Origin of the sequence: Mesorhizobium sp. M0159, assembly GCF_040322295.1 — a bacterium.
Lineage (GTDB): Bacteria > Pseudomonadota > Alphaproteobacteria > Rhizobiales > Rhizobiaceae > Mesorhizobium.
Map to the genome: position 1 here is coordinate 1 of NZ_JAMYTF010000006.1, position 17605 is coordinate 17605.

The following is a 17605-nucleotide window of genomic DNA, read 5'->3' on the forward strand; positions in this document are numbered from 1 at the left end:
CCTGCTCCAGGAGATGTGTGGCGAAGGAATGCCTCAGGGTGTGCGGCGTTACCCGCTTTTTGATCTCGGCGGCCTCCGCCGCGGCATGAACGGCGCGGTTCATCTGCCGCGTGGAGAGCGGCGTGATCGGGCTGCGACCCGGAAATAGCCAGCCTTGCGGCAGCATCACGCCGCGGCGTTTGCCCTCGCGCCACCAGGCGCGCAGAAGCCCGAGCAGCTGCGGCGACAGCATGGCGTGGCGGTCCTTGCGGCCCTTGCCCTGCTCGACGCGGATCAGCATGCGCGTCGAATCGATGTCGCTCACCTTGAGCGCCACGATCTCCGACACCCGCAACCCCGCCCCGTAGCCCGTGCCAAGCGCCGCCTTGTACTTCGGTCCCGGTGCGGCTTCGAGCAGCCGCGCCACCTCCTCGACGCTCAGCACCAGCGGCAGCTTGCGTGGCTGGCGGATGACGGTGAGACGGCGCGAGAGATCGGGCCGGTCGAGCGTCACGGTGAAGAAGAAGCGCAGCGCCGAGACCGCGCTGTTGATCCCCGGCGGCCGCATGCCGCTCTCGGTCTGGTGTAATTGGAAACGCCGCAGATCCTCAGCCGTCGCGGTATCAGGCGAGCGCCCGATGAAGGCTGCAAACGCCTTCACGCAACGGATATAGTCTCGGCGCGTATCCTCGGTGAAGCCGCGCATGGACATGTCTTCGATCATGCGCTCGCGAAGTGCGCTGCCGGATGGATGCGTAGGGACGGTCATCGGATGCTCCTCTCAAGCTGAAGGTTGACACTTCATGCTCGGAGGCCGATGGCCGTCCGTCACCCCTGATCGATTAAAGCCTCACCGACGCTGCCAACAAAGCTCACGCCTCAAACCCCGCGCCCCTCCCGCGAGCGGGTTCGTTCCCTGACACAGAAGCAGTCATCGAAAAGGAGCCAAACTCGCAGGCTGAACTGGCCAAGAATTCTCGTGGATAGCCGAGGTTTTTCTCGAGCCTAGGCCATGTCTTGGTCGTCAATGGGTAGGACAGGGTTGTCCAGTTATCCCCCGGCAAGACGCGGCAGCAGGAAAATCTCCGCCCCTTCCGGCAGCTCCTTCGACCACGTATCGCGATAGATCGTCCCGTCGATGGCGACGGCGATGCCGCGATCGATGTAGGGCTCGAGGCCGGGATACTGTTCAGCCAGTTTCCTGAACAGCTCCCTTATGTCCTTCGCCTCGATCTCGACCTTGCTCTTGCCTCCGGCGATCGCGCCGAGCGATCCCCAGAGCGTTACTTCGACCATCAGCCTTCCCGTTCTGCCTCGAGCGCCGCCAGGATGCGCGGCGGCGACATCGGGATGTGCGTCATGCGCACGCCCGCGGCGTTCGACACCGCATTGGCGATCGCCGCCAGCGGCGGCACGATCGAGGTCTCGCCGACGCCGCGCACCCCGTAGGGATGGTTGGGATTGGGGATCTCGAGGATCTGCGTGTCGATCATCGGCAGGTCCGAGCAGACCGGGATGCGGTAATCGAGGAAGCCAGGGTTCTGCAGCCGCCCGTCCTTGCCGTAGATATACTCCTCGTTAAGCGCCCAGCCGATGCCTTGCGCGGCACCGCCCTGGTACTGCCCCTCGACATAAGTCGGATGCACCGCCTTGCCGGCGTCCTGAACGACGGTGTAGCGCAGCACCCTGGTCGAGCCTGTCTCGGGATCCACCTCGATATCGCAGATATGGGTGGCGAAGGAGACGCCGGCGCCGTCGGCGACGAGCTCACTGTGCCCTGCAATGGGTCCGCCCGTCTTTCCGGAAGCGGCCGCGATCTCCTTCATCGACAGCGGCGAAAGGTTGCCGTGCGTCGCGCCTTTGGCAATCGCGTGACCCTCTTCCCAGACCACGTCGTCGACGGGTATGTCCCACATCTGCGCGGCGCGCTGCCTGAGGACCTTGATGGCGTTGCGAGCGGCGGAGATCGTCGCCATCGAAGACGAGAAGGTGCCGCGGCTGCCGTCCGTCATATCGTTATAGCCGAGGCTGGAGGTATCGGCGACCACCGCCTTGATTTGCTCATAGGGGATACCGAGCTCCTCCGCCGCCACCAGCGACAGCGAGGCGCGGGAACCACCCACGTCGACAGTGCCGACGGCAAGCGAGACCGAACCGTCCATGCCGATGTTGAGGTCGGTGCAGGTCTGGCCACCGAAATTGAACCAGAAGCCGCAGGCCATTCCGCGGCCCTGATTCTTGCCGAGCGGCGCCTTCATATGCGGGTGGTTCTTCACCGCCTCCAGCGTCGGCCCGATGCCGATCGGGCCGTATACCGGGCCGTAGGAGGATCTGGTGCCTTCCTGCGCCGCGTTCCTGATCCGGAACTCGACCGGGTCCATGCCGATCTCCTTGGCCAGCTCGTCGACCGCGCTTTCCACCGCAAACGCCGCCATCGGAGCCGACGGCGCGCGATAGGCCGCGGTCTTGGGCCGGTTGACCAGCACTTCGTAGCCGACCGTCTTGACGTTCTCGAGCTTGTAGCAGGCAAAGGCCGTCATGGCGCCGATCTCGGCCCACATGCCGGCATAGGGGCCGCAGGAATAGCGCAGCGTCGCCTCGGCCGCCGTGATCGTGCCGTCCTTGCGGGCGCCGATCCTGACGTCGATCGAGGTGGCGCTGGTCGGGCCAGACGCGCGGAACACCTCGTCGCGCGTCATGACCAGCTTGACCGGCCGGCCGGCCTTGCGCGACAGCGCCAGCGCCACCGGCTCGGCCCAGACATGGGTCTTGCCACCGAAACCGCCGCCGATCTCCGACGAGGTGACGCGCAGCTTCGAGGCTTCCATGCCAAGCAGCTGGGCGCAGTGTTGGCGGTAGACAAAATGGCCTTGCGTACAGACCCACAGGTCGGCGGTGCCGTCGGAGCTGACATTGGCCACGCAGGCATGCGGCTCGATATAGCCCTGGTGCGTCTGCTCGGTCTTGAAGGAGCGTTCGACGACGAAATCGGCCTGGCCGAAACCTTCATGGATGTCGCCATGGCCGTACTGGGTGCGCTTGGTGACGTTTGAAGGCTTGACGGGCTTTTGCTCGATGCCCTCGGTGAAGATGGCGTCGTTGATCAGGGGTGCGGAGTGCTTCATCGCCTCGTCGACGTCGGTGACATGCGGCAGCACCTCGTAGTCGACCTCGATCAGCTTCAGTGCCTGCCTCGCCGTGCGAGCATCGACCGCCGCGACCGCGGCCACGGCATGGCCGTCGTAGAGCGCTTTCTTGCGCGCCATGCAGTTGTCGAGGATGTCGTACATGGCGGAATCGCCGTCGGTAAGGTCGGGCAGGTCGGCCGCGGTGATCACGGCCTTGACGCCGGCGAGCTTCTCCGCCTTCGACGTGTCGATCTTCCTGATCGTGGCATGCGCATGGGGGCTTCTGAGAACGCGCCCGACCAGTTGCCCGGCCATGTTGAAGTCGGCGCCATAGCGTGCGCGGCCCGTCACCTTGTCGACGCCGTCGGGACGGATGGGACGCGTGCCGACAGCGGTGAAATTGCGTCCGGAGTAACGCGGATCGAAATTCATCGTCATGCTCCCTTCATCACGCTGGCGGCGTCCTGAACGGCACGCACGATCTTGTCATAGCCGGTGCAGCGGCAGAGGTTCCCGGCGAGGCCGAAGCGGATCTCCTCCTCGGTCGGATCGGGATTCTTGGCCAAAAGGTCCTTAGCAGCCATGAGGAAGCCCGGCGTGCAGACGCCGCATTGGAGTGCGGCGTGTTCCAGAAATTTCTGCTGCAGCGGATGCAGCCTGTCGCCATGCGCCATGCCCTCGATGGTCTCGACGTGCCGGCCCTCGGCCTCCGCGCCGAGCACCAGGCACGAGCACACCAGCCGATCGTCGAGGATGATGCTGCAGGCCCCGCAGTCGCCGGTGCCGCAGCCTTCCTTGGCGCCCGTCAGCCCCAGGCGATCGCGCAGGACATCAAGCAGCGTCTCGTCCGGCTGGCAAAGGAACTCGACATTGTCGCCGTTGATTGTCGTTGATACTGCCACACCAGCCATCATTTGCCTCCTGCGCGTGCATAGGCGGTCGTGGCGGCCCGCTTGGCCAGCACACCCGCGACTTTCCGTCTGAATTCGATAGTGCCGCGCTTGTCGTCGATCGGACGGCAGGCGCCCGAGCAGACCTTGGCGAGCCTCTCCAGCGTGGCTTCGTCCAGCTTGGAGCCGATGAGAACCTCGGCGGCCTCCTCGACCAGAATCACCGTCGGCGCCACGGCGCCCAATGCCAGACGGGCGGATTTGACGCGACCTTGCTCATCGAGCATCAAGTTCACGCCGGCGCTTACCACCGCGATGTCCATCTCCGTGCGCGGAATGAAACGCAGATAGGCATCGCTCGAATGCGGCAGACGTTGGTCGAGCAGGATTGCCTCGACGATCTCGCCCTTGGCCAGCGACGTCTTGCCCGGCCCGGTCGGCACCGCTTCGACGGCAATCGTGCGCCTGGTTCCCGGGCCGACGACCACCGCCTTGGCGCCAGCAGCCACCAGCGCCGGCACGCTGTCAGCGGCCGGCGAGGCGTTGCACAGATTGCCGACGATGGTGCAGCGTCCCTGCACCTGCTTCGAGCCGATCAGCTTGGCCGCTTCGACGACGCCAGGCCATGCCTTCTGCAGGGCCGTGTTCTCGCCCAGCAATGCGCAGGAGACCGCCGCGCCGATGCTGAAGCCCTCGGCTGTTTCCCTGATCTCGCCAAGCCCGTCGATCGCCTTGATGTCGACGATCAGGTCGGGTTCGATAAACCCGCCTTTCATTCGCACCAAGAGGTCGCTGCCTCCGGCGAGGATGGCGGCCGTGCCGACTGATCCGGCCAACTGGCCAACGGCATCTTCCATTGAAAGCGGACGTATGTAGCGCATCGTCTCCCCTTAGTGGTCATAGTCACATCAACTGATATAACCGTCTCTTCACAATGGCCATCCTGTTCGTGCATTCGCGGATTAGGCCAGGCGCCGCAATTTCATTTTGCTCGTCCACTGGACGCACCGCCAGCCACTAATGCTCGATCGGTCCCTTCGGCATGACCAGCGCCGTGCCAGCAGTCGTCGGGCGCTCGATCATGCGGCGGACGCGCGCGCAGTCCAGCACCGCGCCGACCCATCCGTAAGTCATCCGTAAGTGCGCTCCCTCTATGTCCTGTTTCGAACCAGGCGACATGTCTGCGCCGTACAGAGAGGGAAACGAACATGAGCACGCTCCTTGCACCAATTGTGATTGGCCCCGTATCGGTCTTGAGTACCTCGGTCCGTATCGATGGGCCGCTTCCCGGCTCGAGCATTTCCCTCCTGGTAAATGGCGTACCCGTCCCTGCGGTAAATGCCGGCGCCACAACCAGTACCTTTGTGCCGGTCGCCGCAGGCTCCCTCAACGTGGGGGATGCATTGACCGCACGCTGGACGCTCGGCGCCGAAACCAGTGATCCAAGCCCGGTCCCGATCGTCGTGCTCGGGTATCCCTCGACGCTAAGCCCATTGGTGTATTTGAGTCAGGTGCACGAGTGCGTCGACTGGGTGCTGATAGGCGCAGCCTATCCTGGCGCCACGGTCGAGATTTTCAACGGCGGCGCATTGATTGGCAGCGATACTGCACGCGGAAATGTCGTACCAGTGCGCATTCGCGGGGCGATCCAGGCCAACGATGTGCTTAGCGCAGTGCAGTCCGTTCAGACGCCTGCCGGACAGGTGAAGAGCAGTCAGACCCCGAGCTTGCCCGCCGAACAGACGCCGTATCGGGAAAATACCATGCCGGCACCAGCAGTCGGCCCGGTTCCTGGGTGCGCGCAAGCAGTACCCGTCAGGGGGTTGGCTCAAGGCGCCACCACGAAGGTCCACTTCAATGGCGACGTGCTGGAATATCCTTTCGTCGGTGCCAACCTCCTGGCGCTGCTTGGCCGTGCCGCGCACAATCCGGATGTCTTCAGCGCCACGCAGCACTTCGAGCGCTGCAATGCATCAAGTCCGTCATCTGCCCCTCCGGTGATCGTCGACGAAACCTTGCCGGTTAGAAAGCCCGTAATCGACGCCTCACAGTACTCCTGCCCGGCAGCCCGTGCTTTGCCTATCTCCAATCTCGAGCCCGGCGCGACATTGACGATCCAACTTGTCGATCCGACTTCGGGTGCAGCTACCGTGCTCGGGAGAATCGGAGTCGGCGAGGATGTGAGTTCCGGCCAATACTGGATTCCCGACGTGTCGGCCCTGATCCCGGCCTCGCCGCCGTTTCCATCGCTCGTCGTCATCCAGGAGCTATGCGGCAAGACAGCCACATCGGATAAGTTGCTGGTGGTAGGGTCTTACCAGGGCAGCGTATTTCCGCCGACCGTCATGGAGCCTGCATTTGAATGTGCAAGCGGCGCTTTCGTCAACAGCGTCGACAACGCGGTCGTACGTTTGTACTCGGATGCGCCAGATTCTCCTGTAATCAGCAAGCCCGTATTCAGTTTTGGCGGCCTCGTCTGGGTCGAGACATTTCGGCCGTTGCGCGCCGGCGAGCACATTCACGCCGAGCTGGAGCTTACTTGTCAGCCCCTCGCGCTTCGGGTCGGGGGTCCGATCAAAGTGTCCGACCTGACCCCACTCAAGACCCCGGATATTCAACAGCCCGTCCGGGTCTTCCAGCGGTTAATTTACGTATCAGGCGTGATTCCCGGGGCGCGCGTGCATGTATTCGTGAACGGGAAGTGGCGCGCCAGCGATACGCCACTTGGTTGGACGACGCTCTTCTTCGGGATTTACGTGGGCGAGCTCAAGGTAGAAGACCAAATTACGGTGATGCAGACATTGTGCACGAAGATGTCTCCGCTCACCAGAGTTCCCGTCAATGTCACCCTCGGGGAAATGCTGCTCTCCGCGGCTCCCCCGTCCCTGATAGCGGGCCAGCCGGCGACGATAACCATCAAAGCAGTCGACGCCGATAACAAGTCCCAATCGGTTGGAGGGACCATATCGCAAGGGGGCGCGGTGGTCGGGGCCACCAACACAGCGTTCACGCTATCTCCGCCGACCGGCCAAGCATCGGTCAGCTTGCAAGTTGCAGCCGTTGGCTACAAGACCGAGACCATCAGTATTCCCCTTACTGCGGCGCCGGTCGTCAAGCCGGCGATGCTGACGATAGCAACGGGTCTCTGGTTCAACGCCACCAAGAAAGAAATCACTGAAATCACCTGGCACCTGCAGGGGCCATCCGGCAGCTTTTCAAAGACCGAAAAGCCGAACGCAGAGCCGGCGTTGGTTCAGTTCGCGTTGCCCAAGCCGGCCGGCGGCGGGTTCACGCCGTTCACTCTCAGCTGCGAGGTCACATTCCAGTTCCAGGATTTCAATTTCATCTCAGGCGTATCTGGGACGAGGTCGAGTGACTTTATCGAGGGAGGCCTCATAAAGCCGTCTCCATCAACCGTCGAGATGTATTGGAGCGGTACCGACCTGACGATCAACTTCCTGGTAAAGTGGATACAGCAGGGCGATTATTTCGTCATAGAGCTCATGTAGTCGAATCGCCAGCGGAAGGGCGTCAGGGTGGCTGGAGCGGTTCATCGTTTCACGGAAACGGCGAACCGCTCTGTCTCTTCCGGACGGAAAACCGTTTCACACTTTTCCTGAAATTGCGCTGGAGCGGGATGCGTTCAAATTGAACGGTGCATCCCGCTTTATCTATTTGTTTTAACCACATTTCTGCGACGTCAAGTGATTCCCTTGGCTGCAAAATGCTTTAATGCTCGATCGGTCCCTTCGGCATGACCAGCGCCGTGCCGGCAGTCGTCGGGCGCTCGATCATGCGGCGGACGCGCGGTGGCTCGTTGCCGCTGTGCAGCGCCCTTATACGCTCGCCGATGACCGCGTCGGCGTAGGTGGCGCGCCGATTGTGGCGGATATATTCTACCCAGGTCGGCGTGTGGTAGTGCTCGATCCATATCGACGGATTTTCGAGATCGCGCGCCAATGTCCAGTTGCGGGCGCCGTCACGGCGGCGGACGCGGCCGCGCTCGGCCATGGTGGCGAGGAATTCCGGTACGTCCTCGTTGCGGATGACATATTCGATCATGATGGCGATGGGACCGCTGCGCGGCTTGAGATCAAGCGCCAGATGCGGCTCCTGAAAACGGTTGAGCGGGTCGAGGTTGAGCACCGCCTGCTGCGGCAGCGGCAGCAGCAGGCCGATTGCGCCTCCCGCCAGCATGGCGACGCTGGCCGCCATCAGGGCGACTTCGGCGCCATGCGCGTCGGCAACGACACCCCAGACCCAGCTGCCGAGCGCGATGCCGCCGAAGGTCGCGGTCTGATAGACCGAAAGCACGCGGCCGACCACCCAGCGCGGCGTCGACATCTGCACGGTGACGTTGAAGTGCGAAAGCGCCGTCACCCAGCAGGCGCCGCCGAGCAGCAGGCCGAGCGACGTCTGCCAGGCATGATTGCTGACGGCGGCGTTGAAGGCGCAGACGGCGAAGCCGGCGAATGCCATGCGCACCATGGTTTCGCTGGACAGCAGCTGCCGCAGCCTGACGCTGATCAGCGCGCCGCCGACGGCCCCGATGCCGAAGGCGCCGAGCATGATGCCGTAGCTCAAGGCATCACCCTTGACGACGTCGCGCGCGACCAGCGGCAGCAATGCCAGGACCGCGCCGGCGCTGAAGCCGAAAGCCGAGCTCCTGACCAGCACCTTGCCGATGTTGGGCGACATGGCGACGTAGCGCAGGCCGGCGCCCATTGCGGCGCCCAGCGTCTCGCGCGGCAAGGTCGATGCCGGCAGTTCCGGCTTCCAGCGGGCCAGCACGACGATGAGGCCGACATAGCTCAGCGTGTTGACGGCGAAGGCCGCGGCGGCACCTGCTGCGGCAACGATGATGCCACCGATCGCCGGGCCGACGCTGCGCGTCAGGTTGAAGCCCATCGAGTTGAGCGCGATCGCCGCCGGCACCTTGGTGCGAGGCACCATGTCGCCGACCGAAGCCTGCCAGGACGGGCTGTTGAGCGCGGTGCCGCTGTCGATCAGGAAGGTGAAGGCGAGCAGCGTCCACGGTGTCATCAGGTCGAGATAGGTGAAGACGGTGAGAAGAGCCGAAACAACCAGCATGAAGATCTGCGCGATCAGCATGATTTTGCGCCGGTTGAAGCTGTCGGCGATGGCGCCGGCCAGCAGCGCGAAGAGCATGATTGGCAAGGTGGTCGAGGCCTGGACCAATGCCACCTGGTAGGACGAGGTGGCGATCGTCGTCATCATCCAGGCGGCGCCAACGCCCTGGATGAGGCCACCGAAATTGGAGACGAGGCTGGCGGACCACACCGCCCGGAAGATGCCGTGCCGGAACGGCGCCAGCGCCGAGGCGCTTTCGCTTTCCGGTGTGTCGTCGTTCATAAATGCTTTCCCGGGCTCAAATGCGTTTGTTCTTCCGATCCATCGGCCCCGCAAGCCGTGGGTTCAAAAAATAGAACATCATTTCGCAAAGGGCGAACGCATTCTGGAAAAACATCATGGTCCAACAACAAGATAGCGATCGCGGAGCCGGTCAGCGCACGCCACTGCGTGCGCCGATTCAGATGCTGGCATGAAGGTAATTCGGCCCTTCAGGCTCCACAGCTCGGACTTGACTGCGGTCCGTACGTAGGAAAATTGCCAGAAGGAAATTACCGAGGGACTGAAATGAAAGCGCGAGCTCTCAAGGTGATGTCGATTGCCATTCTCATAGTGGCTATACCTCACGTATTTTTTAGACCGCTTGCGAGCATGAGCGACCTGGCTTTAATACAAATATTTACATGTGCTATTTTGTACACATATCTTGTGTTGAACATACTTGGTGACAAATTGTACGAAAAGAACGTAGTATTGTATATTATCGCTTGTCTAATAACTACATTTTACCCATATGAGAACGTATTTTTGATAGCCGGCAGCATATATGGATTTATTGTCCTATTTATTTTTCCTATATCTCTCCTTTTTATACTGAGATCCGTCCGAATCGAACTACGATGATGGTGCACTTTTTGCTGCCCAACCGACAGGCTCTGCGTTCGGATTGATCGCATGCCTCGCCTTGCCCGCATTGTCGTTCGCCGTCTGCCGCACCACGTCACGCAACGGGGTTACGGGCGCACCAAGGTGTTTTCGCGTACGAAGACTACGCACTCTGCAAGAGCCTGCTGGTGGAGCATTGCCCACTAGCCGATCTGATTCCGGAATAGTGGCGGACCATCAAGCTTTGGTGATTGCCGCGCCCCCCAAGGAACGGCTGATTCGGCTACAATCCAACTGCAGACGAATCTGACATCAACGCGATTTGACGGAAACGAATTCAATGAATTGGCGGTGAGCGATGGGCTTTACGGCCGCGAAACCGGGTCGGATCGCAACTGTGCCGTATCGGCGGCTCGCCGATTGCGATAAGCTCCCGGTGCCGGGACGGATGGGCGTCCGCCGGTTTGGGGTGACGCCGGTTGCTTGCCACTGCGCGGCAGAGCGCGGATTTCGCGAGACTGGTTTCGGGGGATGGGGAAATAGTGAGCGATTCATTTCAGGAAGTGACGTCCGTCTCGTGGTTCGGGCGGATCAAACGCGCGGTCGGCGGGGTCGTCTTCGGGCTGCTCCTGATCGTGCTGATGGTGATCGGCCTGTTCTGGAACGAGGGCCGGGCCGTGCAGACGGCGCGCTCGCTGGCCGAGGGATCGGGCGCGGTGGTCTCGGTCGGCGCCGACAGCGTCGATGCCGCCAATGACGGCAAGCTCGTCCATGTCACCGGGGCGGTGACGGCGAGCAGCGGCCTTGCCGATCCGGACTTCGGTATTTCGGCGCAGGGGTTGCGGCTGTCGCGCGGCGCCGAGATGTACCAGTGGAAAGAAGAGGAGAAATCCGAGACGACGAAGAAGCTGGGCGGCGGCGAGGAGACGGTGACGACCTACAGCTATTCGAAGGTGTGGGACGACAGCCAGATCAATTCGTCGGAGTTCAAGAAGCCGGACGGCCACGAGAATCCGCCGATGGAGATCCACAGCAAGCAATTCCAGATTCCGGACGGCAAGCTCGGTGCTTTCACGCTCGACCGGCCCGTGCTGGACCTGATCGGCGGCGACAAGATGTTCTCACTGTCTGCCGATCAGTCGGCCGCCATAGACGCCGCCTATACCGGCACCAAGCGGGTCAACATCGTCGACGGAAAAATCTATCTCGGTTTCAACACCACGTCGCCGGCGCTGGGCGACTACCGCATCGGCTACGAACTGGCGCCGCTCGGCGTGGTCAGCGTCGTCGCGCGCCAGACGGGGGGCGGCTTCGAGCCATACCAGACAATCGCCGGCGACCAGTTGCTGATGGTCGACACCGGCAATGTTCCGGCGGAAAAGATGTTCGCCGAAGCGGTCAGCGCGAACACGCTGATCACCTGACTGCTGCGCGCCGCCGGCGTGCTGCTCCTGGCCATCGGCTTTGCCCTGCTGCTCGGGCCGATCGGCGTCATCCTCGACGTCATTCCTTTGCTCGGCAGCATGGCGCGGATGGGTACCGGCATCATCGCGTTCTTCCTGGCGATCCTGGTCGGGGCGACGACGATGGCCATCGCCTGGTTCTGGTACCGGCCGGTGCTGGCGGCGGGCATCCTGGCAGCGGGCGTCATCGCAGCGGCGGCGGTCTATTACCTCGGCCGCTCGCGCAGGCCGGCTCCGCCGGTTGCGGCGCCGAGCGCGGCCACATGAGTTGCAGGCGCCGGCGGTTCTAGCGGTTCATCGTTTCACGGAAACGACGAACCGCCCTGTTTCCTGGAATTGCTTCTAGCGGTCTTCGAAGCCGGTCAGCACGCCGACGGCGTTGATGCCGATCTCCTCGACGGCGTAGCCGCCTTCCATGACGAACAGCGTCGGCAGGCCGAGCCTGGCGATGCGGCGGCCGATCCGGGGATAGTCGGGGGTCTTCAGCTTGAACTGGCTGATCGGGTCCTTCTCGAAAGTGTCGACGCCGAGTGAAACCACGACGACGTCAGGAGCATAAGCCGAAAGCCTCGTGCAAGCGTCCTCGAGTGAGGCGTTCCACACGTCCCAGCCGGTGCCGAAGGGCATCGGGTAATTGTCGTTGAAGCCTTCGCCGTCGCCCTCGCCGCGTTCGTCGGCATGGCCGAGGAAAAAGGGATATTCGGTCATCGGATCGCCATGCAGGTTCAGCACCTGAACGTCACCGCGGCGATAGAATATCTCCTGGGTGCCGTTGCCGTGGTGATAATCGATGTCGAGGATCGAAACGCGCCCGGCGCCATGGTCGCGGAACCATTGCGCGGCGACGGCGGCGTTGTTGATGAAGCAATAGCCGCCCATGAAGGCCGCCCCTGCATGGTGCCCTGGCGGGCGGCAGAGGGCGAAGGCGGAAGGCTCACCGGCCTTGACCAGCGCCGCGGCGGTCAGCGCGACGTCATAGGACGACTTGATCGCATCCCATGTGCCTTTGACGAACGTCGCGCCACCGTCGAAGGAGTAGAAGCCGAGCAGCGCATCGATGCCTTTCGGGCGCACGTCGCCGCGAAGGCCGCGCGTCGGCCAGGTGAAGGGAATGGCCGAACCGCTGCGGCCCGACGCTTCCCAGAGCGGCCACACGGTCGGCAGGAAATCGATGTAGTCGCTGGCATGCACCTTCCTGGCGGCGGCAAGGTCGTGGCTTTCCGGCGGCAGGATCGGACCGAGCTTCTCGCTCTCCACCCGCGCCCTGATGAACTCGGCGCGCGAAGGCGTTTCAAAAGCCGGCACGATGGCGCCGGCGATCAATTCGACATTGCCGGAATGGCCGGCATGGAAAGGCGAAAAAACAGTCTTCATGAAATTGTTCCGTGGTGAGACGCGGCGACCCTAACCGTCCTGCACTGCCTTTCACAAGGCGCTGGGCCAACCAGCCATGGCTTGCTGGCCCGGCAGCCGGTCGTCTAGCCTGCCGGCAGCGCAACCGAACTGCGGGTAATCATGAGTTCAAATGCCGACCTGATCGTCACCAATGCCCGTGTGCTGACCATGGACGAAGGCAATCCGACGGCCGAGGCGGTGGCGATAAAGGACGGCAACATCATGGCGGTTGGCGATCGCCGGACGATCGAGGCGCTGAAAGGGCCGGCCACGAAGATCATCGATGCGCAAGGCGGTTCGGTGGTGCCGGGCTTCATCGAAGCGCACATGCATCTTTTCGGCGGCGCGGCCGAACTCGACAATCTGCATCTTCAGGGCGTGCATGGCTTCGATGCGCTGAGCGACGCGATCCGCGCCTACGCTGCGGCACGGCCGAACGCCAAATTGCTGCTTGGGGCCGGCGTCGACTACACCATCCTTTCCAAGGAAGAGCCGGTCACCCGCCATCATCTCGACCGCATCATCGCCGACCGGCCGTTCGCCATGTCTGCTTCCGATCACCACACGATGTGGGCCAACACCAAGGCGCTGGAACTGGCAGGCATCCTGCACGGCAAGCAACTCGGCCCCGGCAACGAGATCGTCATGGGCGCCGACGGCCTTGCGGCGGGCGAATTGCGCGAGGGCGAGGCGTTCGGGCCGATCCTCGAGCTTTCCGGGCAGAATCGCGTTCGGCTCGGCCTCGCGACAGGCGGTGAGCCCGACCCATACCCTTCCGCCGCTGAAATCGCGGCCGACCGCGACCTGATGCATCGCGGGCTGGAATGGTGCGCCCGCCACGGCATCACCTCAATCCAGAACATGGACGGCAATCTCTACCAGCTCGAACTGCTTGCCGGGTTGGAGCAGGAAGGCCGGCTGCTCTGCCGCACCAAGATACCGTTCCACTTCAAAAATTTCATGTCGCTCGACAGGCTGGAAAAGGCATCGAGCATGGCCAGCTCCTACCAATCGGAATGGCTGTCGTCCGGCATGGTCAAGGTGTTTTATGACGGCGTGCTGGAAGGCTGGACCGCGGTCATGGTCGACGACTATGCCGACCGGCCGGGCTGGCGCGGTGAGCCGCTGTTTACGCCGGAGCATCTCGCCGAGGTGGCGGTGGAGGCCGACCGGCGCGGGCTGCAGGTCGCCGTGCATTCGATCGGCGACGGCGCGGTGCGCGCGGTTCTGGACGGTTACGAGGCGGCGCAGCGGAAGAACGGCAAACGCGACAGCCGGCACCGGGTCGAGCACATCGAGGTCACCACTGCCGCCGACGTGCCGCGCTTCGCCGAACTCGGCGTCGTCGCCTCGATGCAGCCGCCGCACCCGCCCGGCGCCATGGACTTCCCGCTGGAGCCGACGCTCTCGCGCATCGGCCGCGAAAGATGGCCGCTCAGCTATGCCTGGCGGACGCTGAAGCAGGCGGGTGCGCATGTCGTCTTCGCTTCCGACTGGCCGGTGTCGCGGATCGAGCCGATCCTGGGCATTCAGGCGGCGATGCTGCGCAAACCTTGGGCAGACGGCGTTCCCGACCAGAGCTTCTCGCTGTTGGAAGCGCTTGCGGGCTATACAGTCGAAGGCGCTTATGCCGAATTCATGGAGCACCGCAAGGGCCGGCTGAAAACCGGCTATCTGGCCGATCTGGTGGTGCTGTCGGCCGATATCGAGACAACTGAACCGGGTTTGTTACACAAGGTGCATCCGGTGACTACCATCTGCGGCGGCAAGATCAGTCATCAGGTTGATGATGGGGCTGACGATGGCACGGAGCTTGCGTTCTGAACCGAGATTCAGATGCATGGTTGCCAAGCCGACCGGCATATGCTGACAATCGAATGGGAACTGGATCCGCCAACAAGAGCGGACATGAAAATGGGGAAGTGCGTGCCGGATCAGCCGGGTAAGAGTGCAATCGAAGTCCGCGGCGTCCGCAAGGTGTTCGGTACCGGGGACGCACAAGTCGCCGCTCTCGACACGGTTTCGGTGTCGATCCGCGAGAACGAGTTCTTCACGCTGCTGGGGCCGTCGGGCTGCGGAAAGACGACGCTGCTGCGGCTGATCGCCGGCTTCGACTTCCCCAGCGAAGGCGAAATCCTGCTGCACGGCCACGACATCGCGCCGCTGCCGCCGTTCAAGCGGCCGGTCAACACCGTCTTCCAGTCCTATGCGCTGTTCCCGCACATGACGGTCGCCGAGAATATCGGCTTCGGGCTGGAGATGCTGGGCAAGCCGAAAGCCGAAATCAAGGCGCGCGTTGCCGAGATGCTGAAGCTGGTCAAAATGGAGGCGCTCAGCGGCCGCCGCACCAGCCAGATCTCCGGCGGCCAGCAGCAGCGCGTGGCACTGGCCCGCGCGCTGGCGCCGCAGCCAAAAGTGCTGTTGCTCGACGAGCCGTTGTCGGCGCTCGACTACAAGCTGCGCAAGGAGATGCAGATCGAACTGAAACGGCTGCAGCACCAGACCGGCATCACCTTCATCTTCGTCACCCACGACCAGGAGGAAGCGCTGACCATGTCGGACCGCATCGCTGTGATGTCGGCCGGTAAGATCCTGCAGGTCGGCACGCCTTGGGACATCTACGACAAGCCGGCGGAGCGCTTCGTTGCCGACTTCATCGGCGAAACCAATTTCCTGACCGCAGCCATCACCGACATCGGCAACGGCAAGGCTCGCGCGACCCTCAAATCCGGCGCAACGATCGACGCGACCGTGGCTGAAGGCTTCCAGCCGAAGGATAATGCTACCGTGGTGGTCAGGCCGGAACACGCCAAGCTGACCAGCGGCAAGGGCGACCTTTCGGGAACCATCGAAAACATCGTCTATTTCGGTACCGACACGCATATTCATGTCCAACTGGACAGTGGCGAAGCCTTCACCGTGCGCCAGCAGAACACGCGCAGCGCAGGCTGCGGTTTCGAGCGAGGCGACAAGGTCGGCGTCTCGATCGGCAACGACGCCGCGCAAGTGCTGAGGGATTGATGGCGAGCGCGTTTTCCCAAGCTGCATTGTTCGAAGCAGAGGCGGAGAAGGCCAGCGCCAGGCGCCACCGCCTGCTTTCGTTGCCAGCTTTGATAATCATCGGCATTTTCGGCGTGCTGCCGCTTCTCATCATCGTCATCTATTCATTTCTTGCCGCAGCACCCTATGGCGGCGTGCAGTGGCAATTCTCGACCGACGCCTATCTGAACTTCCTGTTCCAGCGCGACATCTTCGACGACACGCTGCAGTTCACGCCGGATTTCCTGATCATCTATCTGCGCTCGTTCGTCTTCGCCGTGGTGACGACGGTCATCTGCCTGCTGCTCGGCTTTCCGACAGCCTATTTCATGGCCACGCGACCGCCGGCGCAGCGCAACTGGTGGGTGCTGCTGATCACCATCCCGTTCTGGTCGAACCTGCTGGTGCGCACTCTTGCCATCATGTTCATCATCCGCGACGAGGGCCTCATCAACAACGCACTGATGACTCTGGGGGTGATCGAGAAACCGATCACCATGCTCTACACCAACTTCGCCATCCAGCTCGGCCTGTTATACTCGTTCCTGCCGTTCATGGTGCTGCCGCTCTATTCCAGCCTGGAGAAGCTGGATTTCCGGCTGGTCGAGGCCGCCTACGATCTCTATGCGACCCGTCGGCAGGTGCTATGGCGGGTGATCATCCCGCTGTCGCTGCCCGGCATCATCGCCGGCTGCCTGCTTGTGTTCATTCCGGCCCTCGGCGCCTATGTGACGCCGCTGATCCTCGGCGGCGGTATCCACCTGATGATCGGCGATCTCATCGCCCAGCAATTCGGCTCCGGGCGCAACTGGCCGCTCGGCTGCGCGCAGGCGCTGATCCTGATGGCAGCGGTGCTGGTGGCGCTCTACTTCTATGTCCGTAACACGTCGGGGAAGATGAGGCATGGCTGACCCCCGCAGCGCCGATATCAAGGACCAACCGGGCTTCCGCTCGATCGCCATCATCTGCCTCTGCGTGCTCTACGCGCCGATCCTGATCCTGATGATCTTCTCGCTGAACACCGGGTCTCTGGTCACGCGTTGGGAAGGCATCGGGCTCGGTTGGTATGGCAGTGCGCTGCTCAACCAGGAATTCCACAACGCCGCCAAGAACACGCTGATCATCTCTGTCACCGCCACGATCATTTCGACGATCGCCGCGACGCTGGCGGCGATCGGCATGACCCGGGTCAAGCCGTGGCGCGGGCTGTCGGCCGCCTTCATGGTCATCAACCTGCCGCTGATGGTTCCGGAGATCATCACGGCGGTGGCGACGCTCTCGTTCTTTGCGCTGATCGCGGGCACTCTCGGGCTCAATTTCGGCATCGGCAATCTGATCCTCGCCCACACCGTCTTTTGCATTCCTTTCGCCTATATGCCCATCCGGGCGCGTCTCGAGGACATGGATCTGACGCTCGAAGCTGCCGCGGCCGATCTCTATGCCACGCCCTGGCATGCTTTCCGGCGCATAACGCTGCCATTGCTGGTTCCCGGCATCCTGTCGGGTGGGGCGCTCGCCTTCATCGTCTCCTTCGACGATTTCACCATCACGCAGCTGGTCGCCGGCCCCGGGCAGACGACGCTGCCCCTCTACATCTGGAACCAGATCAGGCGGCCGATGACGCCGGAGATCAATGCCATCTCCACCATCCTGCTGCTGGTGTCGATCCTGTTCGTCTCGATATCGTTCCTGATCGCGCGCCGCCGCGCCAAGTGAGTCAATGGGAAGGCAAAGG

Annotated in this window: 12 protein-coding genes and 1 pseudogene; 6 read left to right on the plus strand and 7 right to left on the minus strand. The window is 62.7% G+C overall.

Annotation, left to right across the window (positions count from 1 at the left end; genetic code table 11):
• The 5 genes from NKJ32_RS08000 to NKJ32_RS08020 all read right to left on the minus strand — a co-directional run.
• Positions 1-748 (minus strand): tyrosine-type recombinase/integrase (locus NKJ32_RS08000; protein WP_352827301.1); only part of this gene is annotated, 748 nt, incomplete at its 3' end.
• A 281-nt stretch (positions 749-1029) separates the two neighbouring features.
• Positions 1030-1275 carry a MoaD/ThiS family protein gene (locus NKJ32_RS08005; protein ID WP_023675441.1) on the minus strand — a complete coding sequence of 82 codons (246 nt, stop codon included), beginning with the start codon at positions 1273-1275 and terminating at the stop codon, positions 1030-1032.
• Complete coding sequence (locus NKJ32_RS08010) at positions 1275-3539, minus strand: xanthine dehydrogenase family protein molybdopterin-binding subunit (RefSeq protein WP_352827408.1); 2265 nt, start codon at positions 3537-3539, stop codon at positions 1275-1277. The genes NKJ32_RS08005 and NKJ32_RS08010 overlap by 1 nt, the downstream gene beginning before the upstream one ends.
• 2 nt (positions 3540-3541) lie before the next feature.
• The gene (locus tag NKJ32_RS08015; protein ID WP_023675443.1) at positions 3542-4018 is read right to left on the minus strand and encodes a (2Fe-2S)-binding protein; all 477 of its coding nucleotides are present in this window, start codon (positions 4016-4018) and stop codon (positions 3542-3544) included.
• Positions 4018-4878 carry an FAD binding domain-containing protein gene (locus tag NKJ32_RS08020; protein WP_352827303.1) on the minus strand — a complete coding sequence of 287 codons (861 nt, stop codon included), beginning with the start codon at positions 4876-4878 and terminating at the stop codon, positions 4018-4020. Before NKJ32_RS08020 ends, NKJ32_RS08015 begins: the two co-directional genes overlap by 1 nt.
• A 327-nt stretch (positions 4879-5205) precedes the next feature.
• Between NKJ32_RS08020 and NKJ32_RS08025 the strand changes: the two genes are divergently transcribed.
• On the plus strand, positions 5206-7506 hold the full coding sequence (locus NKJ32_RS08025; protein ID WP_352702822.1) for a hypothetical protein: 2301 nt from the start codon (positions 5206-5208) through the stop codon (positions 7504-7506).
• A gap of 220 nt (positions 7507-7726) precedes the next feature.
• On the opposite strand, the gene NKJ32_RS08030 is transcribed toward NKJ32_RS08025, so the two are convergent.
• The gene (locus NKJ32_RS08030) at positions 7727-9370 is read right to left on the minus strand and encodes an MFS transporter (RefSeq protein WP_352742003.1); all 1644 of its coding nucleotides are present in this window, start codon (positions 9368-9370) and stop codon (positions 7727-7729) included.
• 1466 nt (positions 9371-10836) lie between these two features.
• Between NKJ32_RS08030 and NKJ32_RS08035 the strand changes: the two are divergent.
• Positions 10837-11703, plus strand: a pseudogene (locus NKJ32_RS08035) (TMEM43 family protein).
• Between the two features lie 75 nt (positions 11704-11778).
• On the opposite strand, the gene NKJ32_RS08040 reads toward NKJ32_RS08035, so the two are convergent.
• Positions 11779-12810, minus strand: coding sequence for a histone deacetylase family protein (locus NKJ32_RS08040; RefSeq protein WP_352586595.1), 1032 nt, complete (start codon positions 12808-12810; stop codon positions 11779-11781).
• 141 nt (positions 12811-12951) lie between these two features.
• Here NKJ32_RS08040 and NKJ32_RS08045 point away from each other — a divergent pair, with 141 nt between their 5' ends.
• The 4 genes from NKJ32_RS08045 (at position 12952) to NKJ32_RS08060 (ending at position 17586) form a co-directional block, all read left to right on the plus strand.
• Positions 12952-14655: an amidohydrolase gene (locus NKJ32_RS08045; protein ID WP_352620430.1), complete on the plus strand. Its 1704-nt coding sequence runs from the start codon at positions 12952-12954 to the stop codon at positions 14653-14655.
• Positions 14656-14757: 102 nt separating this feature from the next.
• A complete protein-coding gene (locus tag NKJ32_RS08050; protein ID WP_352586923.1) occupies positions 14758-15852 on the plus strand; it encodes an ABC transporter ATP-binding protein in 1095 nt (364 codons plus the stop codon).
• On the plus strand, positions 15852-16781 hold the full coding sequence (locus NKJ32_RS08055; protein WP_352827306.1) for an ABC transporter permease: 930 nt from the start codon (positions 15852-15854) through the stop codon (positions 16779-16781). The genes NKJ32_RS08050 and NKJ32_RS08055 overlap by 1 nt, the downstream gene beginning before the upstream one ends.
• A complete protein-coding gene (locus NKJ32_RS08060; RefSeq protein WP_023675453.1) occupies positions 16774-17586 on the plus strand; it encodes an ABC transporter permease in 813 nt (270 codons plus the stop codon). Before NKJ32_RS08055 ends, NKJ32_RS08060 begins: the two co-directional genes overlap by 8 nt.
• Positions 17587-17605 lie beyond the last annotated feature (19 nt).

What these genes read in the sequence shown, in the direction of transcription:
- NKJ32_RS08005 (WP_023675441.1), bottom strand. Translation starts at nt 1,275, where the DNA reads ATGGTCGAAGTAACGCTCTGGGGATCGCTCGGCGCGATCGCCGGAGGC.
- NKJ32_RS08055 (WP_352827306.1), top strand. Translation starts at nt 15,852, where the DNA reads ATGGCGAGCGCGTTTTCCCAAGCTGCATTGTTCGAAGCAGAGGCGGAG.
- NKJ32_RS08060 (WP_023675453.1), top strand. Translation starts at nt 16,774, where the DNA reads ATGGCTGACCCCCGCAGCGCCGATATCAAGGACCAACCGGGCTTCCGC.
- NKJ32_RS08010 (WP_352827408.1), bottom strand. Translation starts at nt 3,539, where the DNA reads ATGAATTTCGATCCGCGTTACTCCGGACGCAATTTCACCGCTGTCGGC.
- NKJ32_RS08045 (WP_352620430.1), top strand. Translation starts at nt 12,952, where the DNA reads ATGAGTTCAAATGCCGACCTGATCGTCACCAATGCCCGTGTGCTGACC.
- NKJ32_RS08030 (WP_352742003.1), bottom strand. Translation starts at nt 9,370, where the DNA reads ATGAACGACGACACACCGGAAAGCGAAAGCGCCTCGGCGCTGGCGCCG.
- NKJ32_RS08020 (WP_352827303.1), bottom strand. Translation starts at nt 4,878, where the DNA reads ATGCGCTACATACGTCCGCTTTCAATGGAAGATGCCGTTGGCCAGTTG.
- NKJ32_RS08040 (WP_352586595.1), bottom strand. Translation starts at nt 12,810, where the DNA reads ATGAAGACTGTTTTTTCGCCTTTCCATGCCGGCCATTCCGGCAATGTC.
- NKJ32_RS08025 (WP_352702822.1), top strand. Translation starts at nt 5,206, where the DNA reads ATGAGCACGCTCCTTGCACCAATTGTGATTGGCCCCGTATCGGTCTTG.
- NKJ32_RS08015 (WP_023675443.1), bottom strand. Translation starts at nt 4,018, where the DNA reads ATGGCTGGTGTGGCAGTATCAACGACAATCAACGGCGACAATGTCGAG.